Here is a 20,181-nt window from a genome sequence, read left to right as displayed (position 1 = left end):
GCCGCCTGAACACGGAGTAGCCACCGGCCCGCACCCGATATCGTGGGAGGAGGCGCCTGCAGAGCACTGCGGCGCCTCCACTTCGGGGAAAGTGAGCCTATGGACCAGTTGGCACTGATTATCGGACTGCTGCTTGCCACGGTGGTGGCGGTGGGTCTGGGGGATAAGCTCCGGCTGCCCTATCCCGTGCTCATGCTGATCCTGGCGGCATCGCTGACCTTCATCCCCGGCTTTCCTGAAATGGACATCTCGCCGGAGCTGATCCTGCCCATCTTCCTGCCGCCGCTGCTGTTCGCGACGGCCCAGCGCAGCTCCTGGGCCGTGTTCCGGGTCCGCTGGCGCACGCTGATCATGCTCGCGGTGGCCCTGGTGGTCGTGTCCACCGCTGCCGTGGCAGGGGCGGCCTGGCTGATGATCCCGGGCATCGGAATTCCCGCCGCGATCGCCCTGGGCGCCATGGTGGCCCCGCCGGACCCGGTGGCCGTCGAATCCGTGGCCGGCCGCGTGCACATGCCGCGGCGGCTCATCACGGTCCTGCAAAGCGAGGGCCTCTTCAACGACGCCGCCGCCATCGTCATTTTCCAGGCTGCCGTGGCTGCCACCGTTTCGGGCAGCAGGGTAGGGCCCGACGTCGTCCTCAAGTTCGTGGCGGGGGCTGCGGTTGCGGTGCTGGTCGGCATCGCCATGGGCTGGGTCACGGCGCTGATCACGCGGCTGGTGACCTCCATGGTGGCGCGCAGCGCGGTCACCCTGGTGGTGCCGTTTGCCGCCTACATCCTGGCGGAAGAGGTGCACGCCTCAGGCGTGATCGCCGTCGTGGTTACCGCCTTGGAGATGAAGCGGCACTCGCGGCCGCAGGACGCCGCCGAACGGGTCACCCGCACGGCCTTCTGGGACGTGGTGGAGCTGCTGGTAACCGGGCTGGCCTTCGGGCTGGTGGGGCTGGAGATCCGCCAGGTCATCCACGACGAGGGTACGGAGATCTACGGCATGATCGGCACCGCGGTGGTGGTGTGCGTCATCGTGTTTGCGGTCCGTTTCCTGTGGCTGGCCCTGCTGGCGGCCTCGGCGCGGAAGCGGGAGAACCTCCTGCAGCCCACGTCCGCCAAGGAGGTCCTCATCCTGACCTGGTGCGGCATGCGGGGCCTCGCCACCCTGGCGCTAGCCCTCGCCCTGCCCCTGACGCTGGCCGACGGGACGCCGTTCCCTGCCCGGGACCAGCTGCTGGTCATCGCCTGCGCGGTACTGCTGGCCACACTGGTGCTGCCCGGCCTGACGCTGCCCTGGCTGATGAAAGTCCTGAAGGCCAGCGGCGACGGTTCGGAAGAACGGGACGCGGCCCGGGTCCTGGCCAAACGCGCCCAGCAGGCCGCAATCGCCGCCCTGAAGGACAACGACCTCGTCAAGGAGCTCCCGCCGGAGAAAGTGGCGCTCGTCAAGGAAAAGATGACGAGGCTGCACGCCGAACTGCTGGATGGAAGCCTCCGGCACGAATCCCTGGACGAGAAACGCCAGCGCGGGCGGGAACTGGCCATCGCCGTGCAGACTGTTGCGCTTGATGCCGCCCGCCAGGAAGTGGTGGCCGCCCGGAACGAACCGGACATGGATCCGGAAGTCGCGGACCGTGTGCTGCGCCAGCTGGACCTGCGCACCATGATCATGCCGGAGTAGGATCAGCGCGAACGGACACTTGAGGCCCCGGATTCCGGGGCCTCAACTGTCCGTTCGCGCTTTCTGGACTGGCAGGCTGGGACGGGCCTGCTTGGGGCGACGATGCCTAAGCGGGGGCCGCGAGCTCCAGGTCAAGCGTGTTCTTCTCCACGAAGTCCAGGGCGCAGCGGACGGCACCCACGGTCACGATTGAGTCACCCAGCGGGGACGCCGCCACGGCCGGGGGAGTGGCGGTGTACCCGGGCAGGCGTTCAGCGATCGGCCCCAGCAGCACGCCTGCCGAGTTTGCCACGGCGCCGCCAATCACCACCAGCTCGGGGTTGATGATGGTGGCCACGGCCCCGATAACCCTGGCCATCCTGTCCGCCAGCCGGTCGAGGATTGCCAGGGCAACGGCATCCCCCGCGGCGGCCGCGGCAAAAACATGCTCCGCCTCGACGCCGTCGCCTGCGTGCTCCCGGAGCAAGGTCCTGGCCTTCCCCGCAAGGGCTTCGGCAGCCCAGACGCGGGCCAGGGCAGCGATGCCGAAGGTGTCGCCGACGCCCTCCACCATGTCAAGGAACGCAAGCTCGCCGGCACCGCCGGCACGGCCGTGCAGCAGCCGCCCGCCGTCGATCACCCCCGAACCGAGGCGTTCACTGGCGAGAATCACGACGACGTCGTCCACGCCGGCCGCCGCACCGCGCCAGCGCTCACCCAGGGCGGCGAGGTTGGCGTCGTTTTCCAGGAGGACTGTCCAGCCGTGCAGGTCCTTGAGCGCAGCCTTCAGGCCGACGTCGAACAGTCCCCAGAAGTGCTGGGTCACCAGCACCTCCCCGTTGCGGTCCACGGGTGCGGCGATTCCGGCACCAACGGCGAGCACGGAGTCGGGGGAGGCACCCACGCTGTGGAGGGCCATCAAAGCGGTCCGGTCGACGACGGCGACCCGTTCTTCCGCCGAGATCTCGGCACCTGCGAACGGCTGGCTGGACCGGCCCAGGGCCCTGCCGCGGAGATCGGACACCACCACCGTGGCTTTGGAAATTCCCACATCCATGCCCAGGACGCACCCTGCGCGCTCGTTGAGCTCGAACCGGCGCGCCGGCCTTCCCTTCTGGTAGCCGCCGAAGGCCCGCTGGTTTTCCAGCTCCCTGATCCAGCCGCGCTGCATGAGGTCCTCGCAGACGGCAATGGCGGTGGCCCGCGTGAGTCCCGTGGCTTCCATGACCTCCGTGACCGTCACCGCCTGGGAAGCGCGCATGAACTCAAGCACTGCCCCGGCGCTCACACGGCGCAGCAGCTGGGGCGTTGCCGCCGTCATTTCCGACATGGTGTTGACCTCTCTGTGCTCTGCACCACATAATACTTGAGGAACTAAATTTAGATTCCATATAAACTTAGAGCATCGTGGACCGGACGGCCGCCGACTGCAGGCTCTACCTCCAGCCCTTCACTCAGCCTTTTGCAAAGGAGCAACTGTGAACCGCATCCTGAAGCACTGCCCGCCCGCACCGCAGGCACAGCCCACTCACCACCGCACGTCAGCCCCCGCCCTGTGAACGCGGCCCTGCCCGCATCACTGCTCAGCAGGCGTTCCCTGCTCCGGACCGCCGGCCTCGCCGGGGCCGCCTTGATGGTTCCTCTCTCCGGCTGCGGCGCCACGCCCGCTGCACAGAACGGAGTCACCACGCTCCGGTTCATGCAGAACAAGCCCGAGGTGGTGGACTACTTCAACGAGGTCATCAAAGGCTTCGAGACGCTGAACCCGGACATCCGCGTGGTCCAGGACTTCAACGAGGGAAACTTTGTTCCGGGCCTCGTCCGTAACGATCCGCCGGATGTGGTGACCCGCGGCTTCGCCCAGGCCACTGCCGACTTCGTCAAAAAGGGCATCTTCGCCGACCTCTCTGACATGCCCGTTGCGAAGACCATCGACCCGAAGATGCAGGAGCTCGTCAACTCCTGGGGCCAGTACAAGGGGACCGAGACCAGTGCCCTGCCGTTCTCGCTTGCGGCGGCCGGCGTCATCTACAACCGCGACATCTTCGAGGCGCAGGGCGTGTCAGTCCCCACCACCTGGGACGGCTTCGTTGCGGCCTGCGAGAAGTTCAAAGCCGCCGGCATCGCGCCGATCTATGGAACGTACAAGGATCCGTGGACCCTCGCCCAGGGCATGTTCGACTACGCGGCCGGCGGTGCGCTGGATGTCGGGGAATTCTTCACGAAGCTCAACGCCAAGGGTGCCAAGATCACGAAGGATGCCCCCGAGTCGTTTGCCAACAGCTTCGGCCCCGCCCTCCCCAAGATGCTCCAGCTCGCCTCGTTCTCGCAGAACGGTGCGGCCAGCAAGAACTACGCGGACGGCAACGCCGCGTTCGCCAAGGGGCAGGCGGCCATGTACCTGCAGGGCCCGTGGGCGCTTTCACAGCTTGTGGCGGCCAACAAGAACATCAGGCTGGGAAGCTTCCCGCTGCCGGTGACCAACAACCCGGAGGACACCAAGGCCCGCGTGAACGTGGACATGGCGCTCTCCATCACCCGGAACACGCCCAAAATGGCCGCGGCACAGCGGTTCGTCAACTACCTGCTGGAACCGTCCGTGGTGAACACGTACAACGAGAAGAACGCGGCGTTCTCACCGCTCACGGACGCTCCTGCCGTCAGCAATCCACAGATCAGCGGACTGAATGCAGCGGTGCAGGAGGCGCGCTACTTCCAGGGCGCAGTCACCTACTTCCCGCCGTCGGTGCCCGTGAACAACTACATCCAGTCCTTTGTGTACAGCAAGAACGGCGAGCAGTTCCTCGCCGCCCTCGACGACGAATGGCGCCGCGTCGCCGAGCGTACTGCGGTCTGACCCCCACCCAATTCCAGGAGCCTCAATGACTACAACATCCCGGGTGGCCCAGACAGCCCCTCCCGCAGGACCCAACAACCCCACGTCCGCCGCCGGCACCGTCCGGTCCAAGAGCCGGATCGATCCCACGTATTACTGGATGGTGGTGCCCGTCCTGGCACTGTTCGCCTTCTTCATCACCCTGCCGGCACTCGTGGGCGTCTTCTTCAGCCTCACCAACTACGCCGGCTACGGCGACTGGAAGTTCATCGGGCTGATGAACTACGTGAACATCTTTAAGGACCCCGCCGTCCTGCAGTCGTACATCTTCACGTTTGTGTTCGCCCTGACCACCACCGTGGTGGTGAACGTCGTGGCCCTCGCCATCGCCCTGGGCCTCAACGCGAAGATCAAATGGCGCACCGGCATCCGCACCGTGTTCTTCATCCCCATGGTGCTTTCCGCCCTGATCGTCTCCTTCGTGTTCAACTACCTGTTCTCCAACACGCTTCCGGTGCTGGCTGAACGGTTCGGCGTGACCCCGCTGGCCACGAGCGTCCTCGCCAACGAGAACCTCGCCTGGCTCGCCATCGTCCTCGTCACGGTGTGGCAGGCGGCGCCCGGCGCCACCATCATCTACCTGGCAGGGCTCCAAAGCGTGCCTTCCGAGGTCTACGAAGCCGCGGACCTCGACGGTGCCGGCAGCTTCCGGCAGTTCCTCAGCCTGACGCTCCCGCTGATCCTGGGATACCTCGTGATCAATGTGATCCTTGGCTTCAAAGGGTTCCTCGGAACCTATGAGATCATCGTGGGCCTCACCGGCGGCGGCCCCGGCATGGCAACGCAGTCCGTGGCCATGCGCATCTTCTCCGGCTTCACCGGCGGCGACTACTCCTACCAGATGGCGAACGCCGTCATCTACTTCCTGATCACCTTGCTGATCTCCGTCATCCAGCTGCGCCTCATCCAGCGCCGGGGGGTTTCACTCTAATGACCGCATCCACACTTGCCGCTTCCAAACATCGGACCGCGGACGCCCCCGCCCGCAGCAACCGCCGGTCCAACCGCGAGGGCTTCAGGATCAACTGGTGGCTCACCGCGCTGATGCTGGCCGCTTCGTTGACCGTCCTGCTGCCGCTCTACTTCACCGTTGCCATGGCGCTCAAGTCCCCGGACCAGATCGGCACCGGCACGGGGCTCGCCTGGCCGAACCCGATGAACTGGGACAACTTCGCCGCCGCCTACGTGGCCACCAACTTCCCGCGGGCCTTTATGTCCACGGCGTTCGTGACCGTGTTGAGCGTCCTTGGCTCGCTGGCCAGCAGCTCCCTGGTGGCCTACGCTATTGCGCGGAACTGGAACCACCGGTTCTTCCGGGGCTCCTTCGTCTACCTGCTCTCGGCAATGTTCATCCCGTTCCCGGTGATCATCCTGCCCCTGATCAAGCAGACGGCACTCCTCGGCCTGGACAACCCCGCCGGCGTCGTGTTCCTGCACGTCCTCGGCGGCATCTCGTTCAACACCCTGCTCTACATCGCCTTCGTGCGCTCCATCCCGGTGGAACTCGAGGAGTCGGCCCGCATGGACGGCGCCACCACGTGGCAGGTGTTCCGCAAGATCATCTTCCCGCTGCTGGCCCCCATGAACGCCACGGTCGGGATCTTCGCCTTCCTCGGCTCCTGGAACGATTTCCTGTTGCCGCAGATGTTGATTGCGGATCCGGCGCTGCAGACACTGCCGGTAGTGCAGATGCTGTTCCAGGGCGAATTCAACACCAACTATAGCCTCGCTTTCGCGTCTTACCTGATGGCCATGGCGCCCACCCTGGTGGTTTACATCCTGGCCCAACGTTGGGTACTCTCCGGAGTCATGCGGGGCGCAGTGAAGTAGGACAGCGCACTGAAGCAGGGCGCAAGCAAGCAGGGCGCAGCATCCCGGTACCCATCCAATTTTCCCTTTACCAAAGAACAACCAACACCAGAAAAGGAATCTCCTTTGTCCACCACCGCCACTCTGGCAACCCTGTCCGATTCAAACCTCGCAGCCGATCCCAACTGGTGGCGCCAGGCCTCCGTATACCAGATCTATCCGCGCAGCTTCTCGGATTCGAACGGTGACGGCCTGGGCGACATCAAGGGCATCACAGCCAAAGTGCCGTACCTGAAGGAACTGGGGATCGACGCCGTCTGGCTCAGCCCGTTCTACCCGTCGGCGCTCGCCGACGGCGGCTACGACGTCGACGATTACCGCAACGTGGACCCCAAGCTGGGCACCTTGGAGGACTTCGCCGAAATGTCCGCCGCGCTGCACGAAGCCGGCATCAAGCTCATCGCGGACATCGTCCCCAACCACTCCTCGGACCGGCACGAATGGTTCAAGGAAGCCCTGGCCTCCCCGCGGGGCTCAGCTGCCCGCGAGCGCTACATCTTCCGTGACGGCCTGGGCAAGAACGGCGAGCTGCCGCCGTCGGACTGGGACTCCGTCTTCGGCGGTCCCGCCTGGGAGCGCATCACCGAACCGGACGGCACCCCCGGCCAGTGGTACATGCACATCTTCGCCAAGGAACAGCCGGACCTGAACTGGTCCAACCGCGAGATCCGCGACGACTTCCTGAAGACGCTGCGCTTCTGGTCCGACCGCGGCGTGGACGGCTTCCGCGTGGACGTGGCGCACGCCCTCACCAAGGACCTCACGGAGCCGCTGCTCTCCAAGGTCGAACTGAGCGAGGCGAACACCGGCACTGACGGTTTCGCCGACGGATCGCACCCGTTCTGGGACCGCGACGAGGTCCACGAGATCTACGCCGAATGGCGCGAGGTGTTCAACGAGTACAACCCGCCGCGCACCGCCGTCGCCGAAGCCTGGGTGCACGCCACCCGCCGCGCCCGCTACGCCAGCCCCCAAGGTTTGGGCCAGGCTTTCAACTTCGACCTGCTGCAGGCCGATTTCGACGCCGGTGAGTTCCACGAAATCATCACCCGGAACCTCGCCGAGGCCACGGCCACCGGCGCCTCCTCCACCTGGGTCTTCTCCAACCACGACGTCGTCCGGCACGCCACCCGCTATGGCCTGCCGATGGGCGGCGGAGTGCACGCCAAGGGCCAGGACGGCAAGGGCTGGCTGCTGGCCGGGGCACCGGCCGAGGAACTGGACGTTGAGCTGGGCCTGCGCCGCGCCCGTGCGGCCAGCCTGCTGATGCTGGCCCTCCCGGGCTCGGCCTACCTGTACCAGGGCGAGGAGCTCGGGCTGCAGGAAGTTGCCGACATCCCCGACGCGGAGCGCCAGGACCCGTCCTTCTTCCGCAACAAGGGTGTGGAAATCGGCCGTGACGGCTGCCGCGTTCCACTGCCCTGGGCCACTGAGGGCACGTCCTTCGGTTTCGGCGCCGGCCGGTCCCATCTGCCCCAGCCGGCCTGGTTCGGCCGGTACGCCGTGGACGCCCAGGACGGCGTGGAGGGCTCCACACTGGAGCTATACCGCAAGGCCCTGAAGCTGCGCCGCGAACTGCAGACGGCCGAGGAACTGGAGTGGGTGGAGACCGGCAACCCCAAGGTGCTGCAGTTCACCCGCCACGGCGGCTGGCAGTCAGTGACCAACTTCGGTGCTGAGCCGGTGGAGCTCCCGGCCGGCGAAGTGCTACTCAGCAGCGCACCGCTGGACGGGAAGCTGCTGCCCGGCAACACCACGGTCTGGCTGCGCTAAGGCCGGGCCACGCAGCCTCGTTAGCCACACCATGAATCCCGTCCCGGTGGCGGTGCCCGGACAGGGTGCCGCCACCGGGGCTTTTTGCTGCTGGGCCTTCGGAGGAACAAGTGAAAGAGTGACGACATGACTGAACAATCTGCTAGCCTGTCCGGCCAGGAACTGAACCGTAACCAGGAACTGATTTACGGCTGCATGGGCCTTGGCGGCAGCTGGTCCGCCGAGCCCTACGCCCCTGAGCACGTGGACCAGGGGGCCGCCGCAATCGACGCTGCCCTCGACGCTGGCATCACGCTGTTCGACCACGCTGACATTTACCGCGGCGGCAAGGCCGAAGCAGTCTTCGGCGAGGTCCTGGCGATCACACCGGGGCTGCGGGAACGGATCCGGCTCCAGACCAAGTGCGGGATCCGGCTCAACGAGCAGGGACTCGAAACACACTACGACCTGAGCCGCGAGGGAATCCTCGAGCGGGTCAACGGCAGCCTGAAGCGGCTGAAGACCGACTATGTGGATGTCCTCCTGCTGCACCGCCCCGACCCGCTGGCTGACCCCGCCGAGGTGGCTTCCGCCGTCGGGCAGTTGATGCGGGAAGGCAAAGTGCGGGAGGTGGGTGTGTCCAACATGTCCGCCCCGCAGATCGAGGCGCTGCAGGATCATCTGGAAACGGCGGTGGTGGCCAACCAGCTGGAAATGAGCCTGCTGAGGCGGGCGTGGCTGGAAAGCGCCGTGCTGGTGAACCACGCGGAGGGGCTGGATTACAGCTTCCCGCACGGCACTGTGGAGTTCTGCAGCCGGCAGGGGATCACCCTGCAGGCCTACGGAGCGCTGGCCCAGGGCCACTACAGCGGAGCTCCGCCGGAAAGCCCGACACCGGCGGAGGCGGCCACGGCGGCGCTCGTCGCGGAGATGGCGAAGGCCAAGGGGACCACCAGGGAGGCGATCCTCCTCGGGTGGCTCATGCGGCATCCGGCCGGGATCGCGCCAGTGATCGGGTCGGCCAACCCGGACCGCATCCGTGCCTGCGCCGGAGCGGCCCGGGTTGCCGCGGCCATGACCCGCGCCGAGTGGTACCGGCTGTGGGTCACGGCCCGGGGGAGCAACATCCCCTAACCCGCCGCTTAACCCAACTAGGTCGCAGTAGATGTCGTTATGAGCCCTCAACACGACATTAACTGCGACCTAGTTGGGCTTGCCGCCCGCATTGGGGCTGGCCGACGCGGCACCTACAGCGGGGCCACCACCGAGTACGTGGACGAGTCGCCCTGCAGGGCCTGGCTCTGCTTGCCGTCCACGCCGACCGGAACGTCGCCGGCAATGGTGACGCGGTTGAGCTTGCGCGGCTGGCCGTCGTAGTTGTCCGGGGCGTAATGCTGGGTGATGCGGTTGTCGAACAGCACCAGCTGGTTCGGCTCCCAGTTCACCCGCACCACGTTCTCCGGACGCGTGACGTAGGCCTGCAGCAGCCGGATGATGTCCTTCGACTCGGTGTTGGACAGCCCCACGATCCGAAGCCGCTGCGCGAAGCCCCCAATGAACAATCCGCGCTCGCCGGTCAGCGGGTGGACCCGGACCACCGGGTGGGCGGTCTCGAACTTCAGCCGGGTGAACTCCTTGCGCCGTTCCTCGGCGTTCTGGTGCTCCAGGTTCTTGGGCACCGAGTAGTCGTAGTCGTTGGTGTGGATGGCCCACAGGGTGTCCGCGAAGTTCCGCAGCTCCTCCGGCAGGTCGGCGTACGCTCCGGCCGAGGACGCGATCAGCGTTTCCCCGCCGTACGCCGGCAGGTCGATGCTGCGCAGCGTGGATGCCTGCGGCGGGTTGACCACGAAGGTGACGTCCGTGTGCCAGTTGTTGGCGGAGCCGTTCTCGCTGTCCACGGGCAGGACGTTCTCTTCCCCCTCCACGGAGGCCACGGTGGGGTGTGCCTTGGTGAGCGGACCGAAGTGGCTGGCGAACTTCACCTGCTCCTCGTCCGTGCGGATGTTCGCCTCGCGGAACACCAGGGCCTTGTGCTCGTTCAGGGCGGCACGGATCCGGGCCACAGTGTCCGCGGACAGGTCCCCGCTCAGGTCCAGGCCGCGGATTTCAGCCCCGATGCGGGAGCCCAGTTTGGCGAATTCGAGCTTGGTTTGGGTGATGGTGGTCATTGCTACTTCCTTACTGGTTGATGGTGAGTGTGGATGATGCAGTTTGAAGCGTCAGTTGCCGGAGCCGACGGCGGTGCGCCAGCGGGAGAAATGCCGCTCGAGGGCGACCAGGAGGACGTTCACCGTGAGGCCCAGGACGGACACGGTGAGGATGCCGGCGTACATGTCCGGGATCAGGAAGCTCATCTGGGAATTGACGATCAGGTAGCCCAGCCCGGCCTTGGCCCCCACCATTTCGGCGGCGATCAGCACCAGGATGGAGGATGTGCCGGCCATCCGGATGCCCGTGAAGATCGTCGGGACTGCGGAGGGCAGGATGACCTTCTGGAAGAGCCGGAAGCTGTTCAGCCCTAGTGACCTCGCCGCCCGGATGAGCAGCGGATCCACGGTCCGGACGCCGGCGATGGTGTTCAGCAGGACCGGGAAGAACGCCGCGTAGGCCACGATGGTGATCTTCGATTCCTCGCCGATGCCCAGCAGCAGCGTGAACACGGGGAGCAGTGCCAGCGTGGCCGTGTTGCGGAACAGTTCCAGCAGCGGGTTCAGGAACGAGCTGAGCCAGCCATACCAGGCGGTCAGCAGCCCCAGCACGACGGCGGACACCACCGCGATGCTGAAGCCGGACACCGAGCGGGTGAGGCTCGCCTGCAGGTGGCTCTGCAGCTGCCCGTTCTCCAGCAGCTTCGCGCCTGCAGCAAGCACTTCGTGCAGCGGCGGCAGGAACACCCGGGTGGAGGGGCTGGCAAGGTACGTCGGGCCGAGCTCCCACAACGCGAGGAACAGCAGCACGGCGAGTGATTTCCAGCCGGCCCGTCCGGCGATCCCGGCGAGGGCAGCGAACCTGCCCGCCGGCGTCGGGCGTTGTCCGTATTCCGGACCGGGTCCCGCCTGCAATGGACGTTCGACGGCGGCAGCCGCCTCAGGCGGTCGGGTCAACACAGCGCTCATCAGGCAGCGCTCCTTTCCTGGGGTTGTTCATCGGGGGCCGATCCATCGGGGAGGATCTTGCGGTGTCCGGAGTCCTGGGCGAGCTTGACCTCGTCGTGCAGGAGGGACCAGACCTGATGCCGGTGTTCCACGAAGGCCGGGTGCGAGCGGACGTCGTCCCCGCCGTCGCGGTCCGGGATATTGATGTCCACAAACTCCTTCAGCCGGCCCGGGCGTGCGCTGAGGACTGCCACGCGCTGGCCGAGGTAGACGGCCTCGTCGATTCCGTGCGTGATGAAGACGATGGTCTTGCCCGTTGCCTTCCAGATCCGCAGCAGCTCGTCCTGGAGCTGCTCGCGGGTCTGCGCGTCGAGGGCGGCAAACGGCTCGTCCATCAGCAGGATGTCCGGCTCATAGGCGAGGCTCCTGGCGATGGCCACGCGCTGCTTCATGCCGCCGGACAGTTCGTGCGGAAAGCGGTCCTCGAACCCCGCCAGCCCCACGAGGTCCAGGAATTCGCTGGCCTTCGCGGCCCGTTCCTTCCGGGACAGGCCGGAGTTCTCCAGGCCGATGGAGACGTTGGCGGAGGCAGTCCGCCACGGGAACAGTGCGTACTGCTGGAAGACGACGGCGCGGTCCGGGCCCGGTCCTGTCACTTCCTTGCCGTCCACCAGCACGCTGCCCGACGTGGGCCGGGAGAGGCCGGCGAGCAGATCCAGCAGGGTGGTCTTGCCGGAGCCGCTGGGCCCCACGAGGGTGAGGAACTCTCCGGCGGCGACGTCCAGGCTGAGGTCATCCAGGGCGGTCAGCACCGACGGGCCGGCCTGCTTCTTCGTCGTCTTGCCCTGGCGCACCGCGAATTCCTTGGTGACGTTGCGCAGGCTGATTTTCGGCGTCATGACTGTCCTTTCGCTGTCCCGGTCGGCTGCATGAGGAGTGCGGTGGCTCATGGGTTCACCAGTCCGTTGAACTCGTTGGTGTAGATCTTTTTCGGGTCGAGCTCGCCCTTGACGATTCCGGTGTCCTTGAGCCATTTGCCCCAGCGGGTGAAGTCCTCGTCCTTGATCTCGCCCTTCGCGGGCACGCCCACGCTCTTCCAGTACTGCAGGGCAGCCGGGTTCTCGTTCCGTCCGCGCTCCTGCAGGATTTTGGTGAAGCGGGCGATGACTTCCTCGCGCGGTGTGGTCCGCTCCCACTCGATGGCCTTCGCCACGCCGGTGGTGAACGTCCGTGTGGTGTTAGGGTTCTTGGCGATGAAGTCGGTGCGCAGCACGTACGGGCCGCCGGCGAAGGTGCCGAAGAGCTCGGCGTCGCTGAACACCGAGCGCAGGCCGCCGTTGGCGATTGCCTTGTCCTGCAGGATGCTGCCCAGGGACCCGGCGTCCACCTGGCCGCGGCGGATGGCTTCCTCGGTGTCGTTCGGCGGGACCACCACCAGCTGGACCTGCTTGATTTCCCCGGCGCTCAGGCCGTTCTTCTGCAGGTACGTGTTGATGACGGCGTCCGCGTGTGCGCCCAGCGTGTTCACCGCGATCTTCTTGCCGATGAAGTCCCGGGCGGTGCGGATGGGGCTGTCTTCCTTGACGTAAAAACCGTTGAACGTCTTCTCGTCCTCGCCGTAATAGTTGATGACCGCTTTCACCGGGGCGCCCGCTTCCACGAGCTTGACCACGGCCCCGGCGAAAGCACCGCCGAAATCAGTCTGCCCGGTGGCTGCCGACTGGATGTCCTGCGGGCCGCTGATGGTGTTGCCCACCCAGTTGAGCTTGACGTCGCCGAAGTAGCCGAGGTCCTGGGCCAGCTCGGGGAGCGTCACCGTGTTGGCCCAGCCCTGGTAGCGGAGCTCCTTCACCTCGGTGGCACCACCGGCGGCGCCGCCGGCACCGGCTTCTGCGCTGCCCCCGCAGCCCGACACCGTCATCGCGATGACGACGGCGGCCGCGGCACTCATGATGGTCAGGTGTCGTTTCATTCGGGGATCCTTTGTAAGCATTGGGGGAGGTTCGGAGTGAATCAGCGGTGCTTGTTTGCCTGCCGCTGGAACGATGTAAGCGCACCTTTCCGGCCAAAAAAAGCGTTGCTGTCACGCCGGGAAACCCGCGGAAATGAGCGGAAACAGGACGCAACGCCGGGTCACAAGACGCCCGGTTTCGCCCCGTAACGGCCCGTGAAGGACTTTGACGCGCCGGACGTGCCGGATTTTGGTCGTATTGTTCGCGGTATTGTTCCAGGGCGGACAGCTGTTACTTCGCGTTAGGGCATGCCGGGCGGATACGGTAGGAGTATGACCACCTCTACCTCCGCTGCCGTCGACACCGCACGGCCCGAACGAAACATCCCCGCCGAAATTGCCCGTTCGTGGCTTTTGGTGAACGCAATGAAGCCCGAGCTTTTTGACGTGTCGGCCATGTCGCGCGCGGACTCGATCATCCTGGACATCGAAGACGCGGTGGACCCCTCGCAGAAGGACACCGCCCGCGAGCACGTCATCAACTGGCTGACCGCCGGCGGCCGGGCCTGGGTGCGCATCAACGACGCCACGAGCCCGTTCTGGGCTGCGGACCTCGCCGGGCTGCGCGGCACCCCGGGCCTGCTCGGCATCATGCTGGCCAAGACCGAGTCCGCGGACCAGGTCACCGAGAGCTTCCACCGCATGGACGGCAAAACCCCCGTGATTCCGCTCGTGGAGTCAGCCGTCGGCATCGAGGAAGCCAACAACATCGCCAAGGCCCAGGGCGCGTTCCGGCTGGCCTTCGGTTCCGGCGACTTCCGCCGCGACACCGGCATGGCGGCCACCCCCGAGGCCATGGCCTACCCGCGGGCCAAACTGGTTGTTGCCAGCCGGGTGGGCAACCTCCCGGGCCCCATCGACGGCCCCACCGTCGGTACCAACCACCCGATCCTGCGCGAGCAGACGGGCATTACCGTGATGATGGGCATGACCGGCAAGCTCTGCCTGGCCATTGACCAGACCCACGTCATCAACGAAGTCATCAGCCCGACGCCGTCGGATGTCGCCTGGGCCACGGACTTCATGGCCGACTTCGAGGCCAACGGCCGCGTCATCCGCGACGGTTCCGACCTGCCCCGCCTGGGCCGCGCCGAGAAGATCATGAAGCTCGCGGTAGCCTTTGGGGTGCAGCCGGCGCTCTAGCGCCCCCGGCAGCCCGCCAGCCAAAGGAGACCCCGTGACCGATACCTGCTATCTGGTGCACGGGGTCTTTTGGGATGGTGCGCCGCCGGGTTTTTCACAGACGCCCGGTTCCGCGGAAGGCGCGCCGTCCGGAAAGCGCGACGGCGGGACGCCGGTCATGCGGCTGCAGGATCCTTCCGGCGGTTTCCGGGAGCTGGAGCTCGACGCCGGCAGCCGGCTGGGTTTCCGCGTAGCCGCCGGTGGCAAGTCCTGCCTTGGGCACCATAAGGTGCACGGCCCGGCCCGCCGGGACCACGTTCTCTGCCCGGCCAAGGCGCCGGCCGTCAAAGGCAGTCAGTGCGAGCGCTGCTTCGTGGTGGACGATTTCCGGCTCATCCACGACTTCCACCGCGGCGGCGGTGTACCCCAGGGGCTTCGCGCCTACCTGATGCAGCCGCACTGGTTGTATGTGGCAACGTTCGCCAACGGCGCCAGCAAGGTGGGCACTGCGTCGAACCTGCGGAAGTGGAACCGGCTGGCCGAGCAGGGGGCGGTAGTGGCCCGGTATGTGGCCCGCGCGGACGACGGCCGGGTGGTCCGGATTCTTGAAGACATGCTGACCCGCGACGCCGGCCTGCCGCAGCAGGTCCGTTCGGCGGCCAAGGCCGCTGCGCTGGTGGCCCCGGCACCCGCCGTCGAACTGGATGCACTGAACCGGCGGCTGGCCGGCGAGGCCCGCGCACTGCTGGTGCGCGTCGGCGTCGAAGGTTTCGAAACTGTGGATGAGCGGTGGGCCCGGCTCGGACTGGCCGACGCCGCGTGCACGCCGGCGCCACGGCACGCCTACCCGCATGACCTGGACGCCGGAGCACACGGATTCCGCATTGCGGCACTGAGCGGCAGCATCGCGGTGGCAGCCCTGGACGGCGCCGACCTGGAGTTCGTGGTGAACCTCGGCCGGTTGAAGGCGCGGACCGTGGAGCTCGGCGACCACCATTCCTCGGAGGTGCCGGCGGTGCAGGAGTCTTTGTTCTGAAGCTGGCACGTAGGCCCGGCACCTAGAATGGGACGGTGCTGACTGAATTCTGGGCCACCGCGTCCACCGCCTACAAAGTGCTCGTCTTCAGTGCCATGGGCCTGATCGCCGTTGGCATTGTCCTCAACCTGGTGGGCAACACGTCCGGCAACCAGGGCCTCGCCGTGGCGTCCTTGCCGGTGATCGGCGTCGGCCTGGTCCTGCACGTTGTGGGGATCGTGGTGCGCGGCCAGCAGATCCGGAAGAACCTCAAGCGGTAGCGGTAGCGGTAGCGGCCGCGTTCCGCAGGACATGGCTCCGGGCGTGCTCCACGGCGGCCGGCAGCGACGTGAACAGGTGATTGTGGTGCCGGAGGGACCGGATCACGCCGACGTTCGTAACCAGTTCCAGGTGCTCCGGCTGGACGCCCTTCAGCAGGACGGTGATCCCGCGCAGTTCCAGGGCTGAGATGACCTCCACCAGCGCGTGCGCTCCCGTGGCATCCAGCATCCGAACCTGCGACAGCCGGATGATGGCCACCTGGATGTCCTTGACCTCGCTTATTTCCTGCAGGATCCGTTCCGCCGCCCCGAAAAACATGGCGCCGTCCAGCCTGAAGATTGCTATGTGCCTGTCGCCCTCCACCTGCGGTCCCGGAACTTCTTCGCGCTTCACCCTGCTGAGCGAGGCGAATTTCCGCAGCGTAAAGAGGGCCGCCGCGATGAGCCCGATCTCGATGGCCACGATCAGGTCGAACGCAACAGTGATCAGGGCCGTCAGGACAAACACGAAGGCGTCCGCCCGGGTGGAACGCATGATCGCTGTCACCGTATGCGTCGAGACCATCCTCGTGGCGGTGACCATCAGGATGCCGGCGAGTACCGCGAGCGGGATTTTCCCCACCAGGCCGGCCGCCAGGTAGATAATGGCCAGCAGAACGAGCGCGTGAACAATCGCGGCGAGCCGGGTCTTCGCGCCGGACCGGACGTTCACTGCGGTCCGGGCGATGGCACCCGTGGCCGGCATTCCACCAAAGAACCCCGCCGCGACGGACGCCAGCCCCTGTCCCGTGAGCTCACGGTCGGGGCGGTAAACCCCCGAGGGCCTCCCGTCAGGTCCAACCATTCCGGCCGCCACCCGCGCGGAGAGCAGGGACTCGATGGCGGCGAGCGCCGCGATGGAGACCGCGGGCATCAGCAGCCCGCCCAGCGTCGACGCGTCCAGGGAAGGCATGGACGGCGCGGACAGGGAATGCGGCAGCTCGCCGATTCGGGGGATGTCCAGCCCAAGCATTTCCGCGGCCACGGTGGCCAGCAGAACCGCGATCAGGCTCGCGGGCAGGGCTTTGTTCAGCTTAGGGAGCAGGAACATCACGGCGCCCACACCCGCCACCACGGCCAGGGTCTGGATCACGGTGGGAAACGCCGCCCCCGAGGCGGCTTCGACTGCCGCGACGAGGGTGTTGTGGCCCGGGATGCCCGCTGTTCCCGTGGCCAGCGGAACCTGCTGCAGGAAGATGATGGCGGCAATGCCGAGGGTGAAGCCTTCCACCACCGGCCAGGGGATGAAGGCGACAGCGCGGCCCAGTCCGCTGATGCCCAGCGCGCAAACCATCAGCCCCGCCAGCAGCGACACAATCGGAATGCTGCCGGCACCGTGGATGGCCACCACGGGGGCGAGGACCACCACCATGGCGCCTGTAGGGCCGGACACCTGGACATTGGACCCGCCCATGACGGCGGCCACCAGTCCGGCCACCACTGCCGTGATCAGCCCGGCTTCTGCACCCACTCCCGAGCTGACGCCGAAGGCCAGCGCGAGGGGGAGTGCCACAATCCCGACCGTGATGCCGGCCGTGAGGTCCGACTTCCACGAGGACCGCAGCCCGTCGTAGTCGCGGCGGGACGGCAGGAACGCCCGCAGTGTGCGCAGCCCGCTCACGAGGACGGACCGGACAGCTGAGCGCCAGGGCCGGCCAGATGCCCGCCAGGCAGCTCCTGCGCCAGACGGAGCTGCTCATTGGTGTCCGCGAGGGTGTCCAGCAGGAACGTGCGGGCAATGGCCAGGAGTTCTGCGATCTTGGGGTGGGCCAGGCGGTAAGTCACTGCATTCGCGGAGCGGACCGAGGTCACCACCCTGTGCCGGCGCAGCGTTGCCAGGTGCTGGGAAAGGTGTGAGGCCTCCAGTCCCGTTTCGGCCAGGAGGAAGCTGACCGGGGCTGCGGTGTCCGGGGCGGCTGAAAGCAGCTCAAGGATCCTGATGCGCGCCGGATGGGCCAGGGCCTTGAAGAGGTTGGCCTTGATTTCATACAAAGGTGCCTGTGCAGGGGAAATCATGGGGACCCGCTGTCGACTGGTTTTGCGGCAGCCGGTGGGGAGGCCTCCGCGTGAGTTGATGAAATGATGAATTCATCATACCGCGACCTGGGGTGGGCGGCCAGCCTGCCCTCTCCTCGTAACCGGCCGCCGTCCTGCGGCGGGGGAGCGATAGGCTTGAGGCCATGACTATCAATCCGGATCTGCAGGGCCGTAGCTACCCTGCCGCAGAGGTGTACGACGTCGGCCGCGAGAAGATCCGCGAGTTCGCCAGGGCGGTCAAGGCCACCCATCCCGCGCACTTCGACCTGGAAGCAGCCAAAGCCCTTGGCCACAGCGACCTCGTGGCGCCGCCCACCTTCGCCATCATCATTGCCCAGCGCGCAGACGCCCAGCTGATCGAGGATCCGGAGTCCGGCATTGACTTCTCCCGAGTGGTCCACGCAGACCAGCGCTTTATCCACCACCGCCCGATTGTTGCCGGCGACAGGCTCGTTGCAGAGCTGCACGTGGACGGTGTCCGCGCCATGGGCGGCGGTGCGATGATCACCACGCGGTCAGAAATCTTCGTACTCACCGGCGACGGCACAGTAGGCTCGGGCGTTGCCCGGGAGGCCGTCTCCACCACCACCTCGTCCATCCTGGTCCGCGGAGAGGGACAGTAACCATGAGCACAGCAGCCATCGCCCCCGTTCTCTCGGATCTCGCCGTCGGCCAGGACATCGGCAGCCGCAGCATCACCGTCACCCGCCAGGACCTGGTGAAGTATGCCGGCGCATCCGGCGACTTCAACCCGATCCACTGGAACGAAGCCTTCGCCACCGGTGTGGGGCTGCCCGGCGTTATTGCCCACGGCATGTTCACCATGGGGGCCGCAGTCCAGCTGGTGACCGACTGGGCGGGCGACCCCGCCGCCGTCGTTGATTACCAGACCCGCTTCACCAAGCCGGTCCTGGTCACGGACACCACCGGCACAGACGAACCGGGGGCCGTCATCGAGGTCAGTGGCGCCATTGGCGCGCTCGACGCCGATGCGGGCACCGTCCGCGTGGACCTCACCGTGGTCTACGCCGGACAGAAGGTCCTTGTGAAGGCCCAGGCCGTCGTCAGGCTTGCGTGACACGGTGTGCCTGACGAGGATGCTGCCGTGAGCAAGGACGTCTTCGTCCCGGCTGCCGAGATCACCCACTGGCGGAACGCCGTGGTGGTGGCCTACGGGGCCAGCGGAATCGCGTTTTCCACCTGGGTGTCCCGGCTCCCGGCCATCAGGGACGGACTGGACCTGACACCGGGCACCGTGGGACTGCTCCTGCTCTGCATGACCGCCGGCTCTTTCCTCTCCGTCTCTGCTTCGGGGCTCATCGTCCTTCGGCTGGGCTCCAAGAGGACCATCCGGATCGGCAGCATCATGGTGGGCGTCGGGCTGCTGCTGGCCGGATTCGGCACGTCCGTGCTCGCCAGCCCGGTGGCGGTTGCCGCGGGCCTGGCGGTCATCGGGCTGGGCACCGCCAGCTGGAACACCGCGTCCAATGTCGAAGGCGCCGCGGTGGAACGCGCCGTCCGGCGGCACATCATGCCCCGGCTGCACGGGTCCTTCAGCCTCGGAACGGTGGCCGGGGCCGGGCTCGGCGCCTGGGCCGCGGGCGCCGGCATTCCCGTGTTCTGGCACCTGGCCGCGGGCGGCCTCCTGGTTGCCGGCTCGGTGGCAACCGCCGCTTCCTGGTTCCGTGCGGACATCACCCCGGTCCAGGGGGAACGCCCGTTCAAGGCCTCCGGGACAGACACGTTCGAGGACCCGTCCACCGGACCAATTCCGATCGTCCGGCAGACGGACGCCGTCCCGGAGGAGCCGCTGGACAACAAACGCCTGATCGCCCAGGCCTGGCGTGACAAGCGCACGCTGCTGCTGGGCGTGCTTGTCCTCGGGCTCGCACTTGCCGAAGGGGCGGCCGGCGACTGGGTGGCGCTGGCCCTGGCGGACGGCCACGGGCAGACGGACGCTGCCGGAGCTGCAGGCTACGGGCTGTTCGTCACCTTCATGACCATCGGCCGATTTGCCGGCACCCTGGTCCTGGACCGCTTTGGCAGGGTTCCCGTGATGCGCTGGTGCGCAGCACTGGCAGTCGCCGGACTGGGGCTGTTCGTGTTCGCCCCCGTGCCGTGGCTGGCCTTCGTGGCGCTGGCTGTCTGGGGCCTCGGCGCTTCCCTCGGTTTCCCCGTCGGCATGTCCGCGGCCGCCGATGATCCGGTCAAAGCCGCTGCCCGCGTCTCCGTGGTGTCCACCATCGGCTACGGCGCGTTCCTGTGCGGACCTCCCCTCCTGGGGCTGCTGGCCGAACACGTCGGCATCCTCCACTCCCTGCTTGCCGTGATGGTGATGCTGGTGGTCAGTTTCCTGCTTTCGCCGGTGGCCAAGAAACTTTCCTGAATCCCGGTCCCTTCCGAATGACCGATAG

General features: G+C 66.8%; 19 protein-coding genes. 12 read left to right on the top strand and 7 right to left on the bottom strand.

Going from position 1 to position 20,181, the window contains the following annotated elements:
* The first annotated feature begins 99 nt into the window (after positions 1 to 99).
* On the top strand, positions 100 to 1,671 hold the full coding sequence (locus tag ACSQ1X_RS15490; RefSeq protein ID WP_436058285.1) for a Na+/H+ antiporter: 1,572 nt from the start codon (positions 100 to 102) through the stop codon (positions 1,669 to 1,671).
* A gap of 106 nt (positions 1,672 to 1,777) precedes the next feature.
* On the opposite strand, the gene ACSQ1X_RS15485 is transcribed toward ACSQ1X_RS15490, so the two are convergent.
* Positions 1,778 to 2,980, bottom strand: a complete 1,203-nt coding sequence (locus ACSQ1X_RS15485) for an ROK family protein (protein WP_436058284.1) — start codon at positions 2,978 to 2,980, stop codon at positions 1,778 to 1,780.
* A 225-nt stretch (positions 2,981 to 3,205) separates the two neighbouring features.
* On the opposite strand from ACSQ1X_RS15485, the gene ACSQ1X_RS15480 reads away from it, so the two are divergent.
* The 5 genes from ACSQ1X_RS15480 (at position 3,206) to ACSQ1X_RS15460 (ending at position 9,301) form a co-directional block, all read left to right on the top strand.
* Positions 3,206 to 4,507: an ABC transporter substrate-binding protein gene (locus ACSQ1X_RS15480; RefSeq protein WP_436058283.1), complete on the top strand. Its 1,302-nt coding sequence runs from the start codon at positions 3,206 to 3,208 to the stop codon at positions 4,505 to 4,507.
* A 25-nt stretch (positions 4,508 to 4,532) separates the two neighbouring features.
* Positions 4,533 to 5,477, top strand: coding sequence for a carbohydrate ABC transporter permease (locus tag ACSQ1X_RS15475; protein WP_436058282.1), 945 nt, complete (start codon positions 4,533 to 4,535; stop codon positions 5,475 to 5,477).
* Entirely contained in the window at positions 5,477 to 6,376 is a 900-nt protein-coding gene (locus tag ACSQ1X_RS15470; protein ID WP_436058281.1) for a carbohydrate ABC transporter permease, read from the top strand. The genes ACSQ1X_RS15475 and ACSQ1X_RS15470 overlap by 1 nt, the downstream gene beginning before the upstream one ends.
* Positions 6,377 to 6,481: 105 nt before the next feature.
* Positions 6,482 to 8,188: a glycoside hydrolase family 13 protein gene (locus tag ACSQ1X_RS15465; protein ID WP_436058280.1), complete on the top strand. Its 1,707-nt coding sequence runs from the start codon at positions 6,482 to 6,484 to the stop codon at positions 8,186 to 8,188.
* Positions 8,189 to 8,314: 126 nt separating this feature from the next.
* On the top strand, positions 8,315 to 9,301 hold the full coding sequence (locus ACSQ1X_RS15460) for an aldo/keto reductase (RefSeq protein ID WP_436058279.1): 987 nt from the start codon (positions 8,315 to 8,317) through the stop codon (positions 9,299 to 9,301).
* Between the two features lie 113 nt (positions 9,302 to 9,414).
* Here the strand turns inward: ACSQ1X_RS15460 and ACSQ1X_RS15455 are convergent, their stop codons facing one another.
* The 4 genes from ACSQ1X_RS15455 to ACSQ1X_RS15440 are packed head-to-tail and all read right to left on the bottom strand — an operon-like array spanning position 9,415 to position 13,234.
* Complete coding sequence (locus tag ACSQ1X_RS15455) at positions 9,415 to 10,335, bottom strand: TauD/TfdA dioxygenase family protein (RefSeq protein ID WP_436058278.1); 921 nt, start codon at positions 10,333 to 10,335, stop codon at positions 9,415 to 9,417.
* A gap of 51 nt (positions 10,336 to 10,386) precedes the next feature.
* A complete protein-coding gene (locus ACSQ1X_RS15450) occupies positions 10,387 to 11,283 on the bottom strand; it encodes an ABC transporter permease (protein ID WP_436058277.1) in 897 nt (298 codons plus the stop codon).
* Positions 11,283 to 12,161: an ABC transporter ATP-binding protein gene (locus ACSQ1X_RS15445; RefSeq protein WP_055799594.1), complete on the bottom strand. Its 879-nt coding sequence runs from the start codon at positions 12,159 to 12,161 to the stop codon at positions 11,283 to 11,285. Before ACSQ1X_RS15445 ends, ACSQ1X_RS15450 begins: the two co-directional genes overlap by 1 nt.
* A 47-nt stretch (positions 12,162 to 12,208) precedes the next feature.
* On the bottom strand, positions 12,209 to 13,234 hold the full coding sequence (locus tag ACSQ1X_RS15440; RefSeq protein ID WP_436058276.1) for an ABC transporter substrate-binding protein: 1,026 nt from the start codon (positions 13,232 to 13,234) through the stop codon (positions 12,209 to 12,211).
* Positions 13,235 to 13,546: 312 nt separating this feature from the next.
* On the opposite strand from ACSQ1X_RS15440, the gene ACSQ1X_RS15435 reads away from it, so the two are divergent.
* Genes ACSQ1X_RS15435 through ACSQ1X_RS15425 form a run of 3 tightly spaced genes read left to right on the top strand, consistent with a single transcriptional unit; the run spans position 13,547 to position 15,691 of the window.
* A complete protein-coding gene (locus tag ACSQ1X_RS15435; RefSeq protein ID WP_055799588.1) occupies positions 13,547 to 14,416 on the top strand; it encodes an HpcH/HpaI aldolase/citrate lyase family protein in 870 nt (289 codons plus the stop codon).
* Positions 14,417 to 14,450: 34 nt separating this feature from the next.
* Entirely contained in the window at positions 14,451 to 15,431 is a 981-nt protein-coding gene (locus tag ACSQ1X_RS15430) for a DUF2797 domain-containing protein (RefSeq protein ID WP_436058275.1), read from the top strand.
* Positions 15,432 to 15,466: 35 nt separating this feature from the next.
* Entirely contained in the window at positions 15,467 to 15,691 is a 225-nt protein-coding gene (locus tag ACSQ1X_RS15425; protein WP_055799585.1) for a DUF3188 domain-containing protein, read from the top strand.
* Here ACSQ1X_RS15425 and ACSQ1X_RS15420 read toward each other — a convergent pair.
* A complete protein-coding gene (locus ACSQ1X_RS15420) occupies positions 15,681 to 17,351 on the bottom strand; it encodes a SulP family inorganic anion transporter (RefSeq protein WP_436058274.1) in 1,671 nt (556 codons plus the stop codon). The genes ACSQ1X_RS15425 and ACSQ1X_RS15420 overlap by 11 nt on opposite strands.
* On the bottom strand, positions 17,348 to 17,746 hold the full coding sequence (locus ACSQ1X_RS15415) for an ArsR/SmtB family transcription factor (protein ID WP_055799582.1): 399 nt from the start codon (positions 17,744 to 17,746) through the stop codon (positions 17,348 to 17,350). Before ACSQ1X_RS15415 ends, ACSQ1X_RS15420 begins: the two co-directional genes overlap by 4 nt.
* 164 nt (positions 17,747 to 17,910) lie before the next feature.
* Between ACSQ1X_RS15415 and ACSQ1X_RS15410 the strand changes: the two genes are divergently transcribed.
* From ACSQ1X_RS15410 to ACSQ1X_RS15400, 3 genes are read left to right on the top strand one after another with little or no spacing between them, the layout of a single operon-like run.
* A complete protein-coding gene (locus ACSQ1X_RS15410; protein ID WP_436058273.1) occupies positions 17,911 to 18,390 on the top strand; it encodes an FAS1-like dehydratase domain-containing protein in 480 nt (159 codons plus the stop codon).
* A 2-nt stretch (positions 18,391 to 18,392) separates the two neighbouring features.
* Positions 18,393 to 18,845, top strand: coding sequence for a MaoC family dehydratase (locus ACSQ1X_RS15405; RefSeq protein ID WP_436058272.1), 453 nt, complete (start codon positions 18,393 to 18,395; stop codon positions 18,843 to 18,845).
* A 27-nt stretch (positions 18,846 to 18,872) separates the two neighbouring features.
* Positions 18,873 to 20,153, top strand: a complete 1,281-nt coding sequence (locus ACSQ1X_RS15400; protein WP_436058271.1) for an MFS transporter — start codon at positions 18,873 to 18,875, stop codon at positions 20,151 to 20,153.
* Positions 20,154 to 20,181: the final 28 nt, after the last annotated feature.

Origin of the sequence: Arthrobacter sp. LjRoot78 (assembly GCF_964254335.1) — a bacterium.
Lineage (GTDB): Bacteria > Actinomycetota > Actinomycetes > Actinomycetales > Micrococcaceae > Arthrobacter.
Note: the sequence above shows the minus strand (reverse complement) of the source record. Positions and strands in the feature narration are given on the sequence as shown.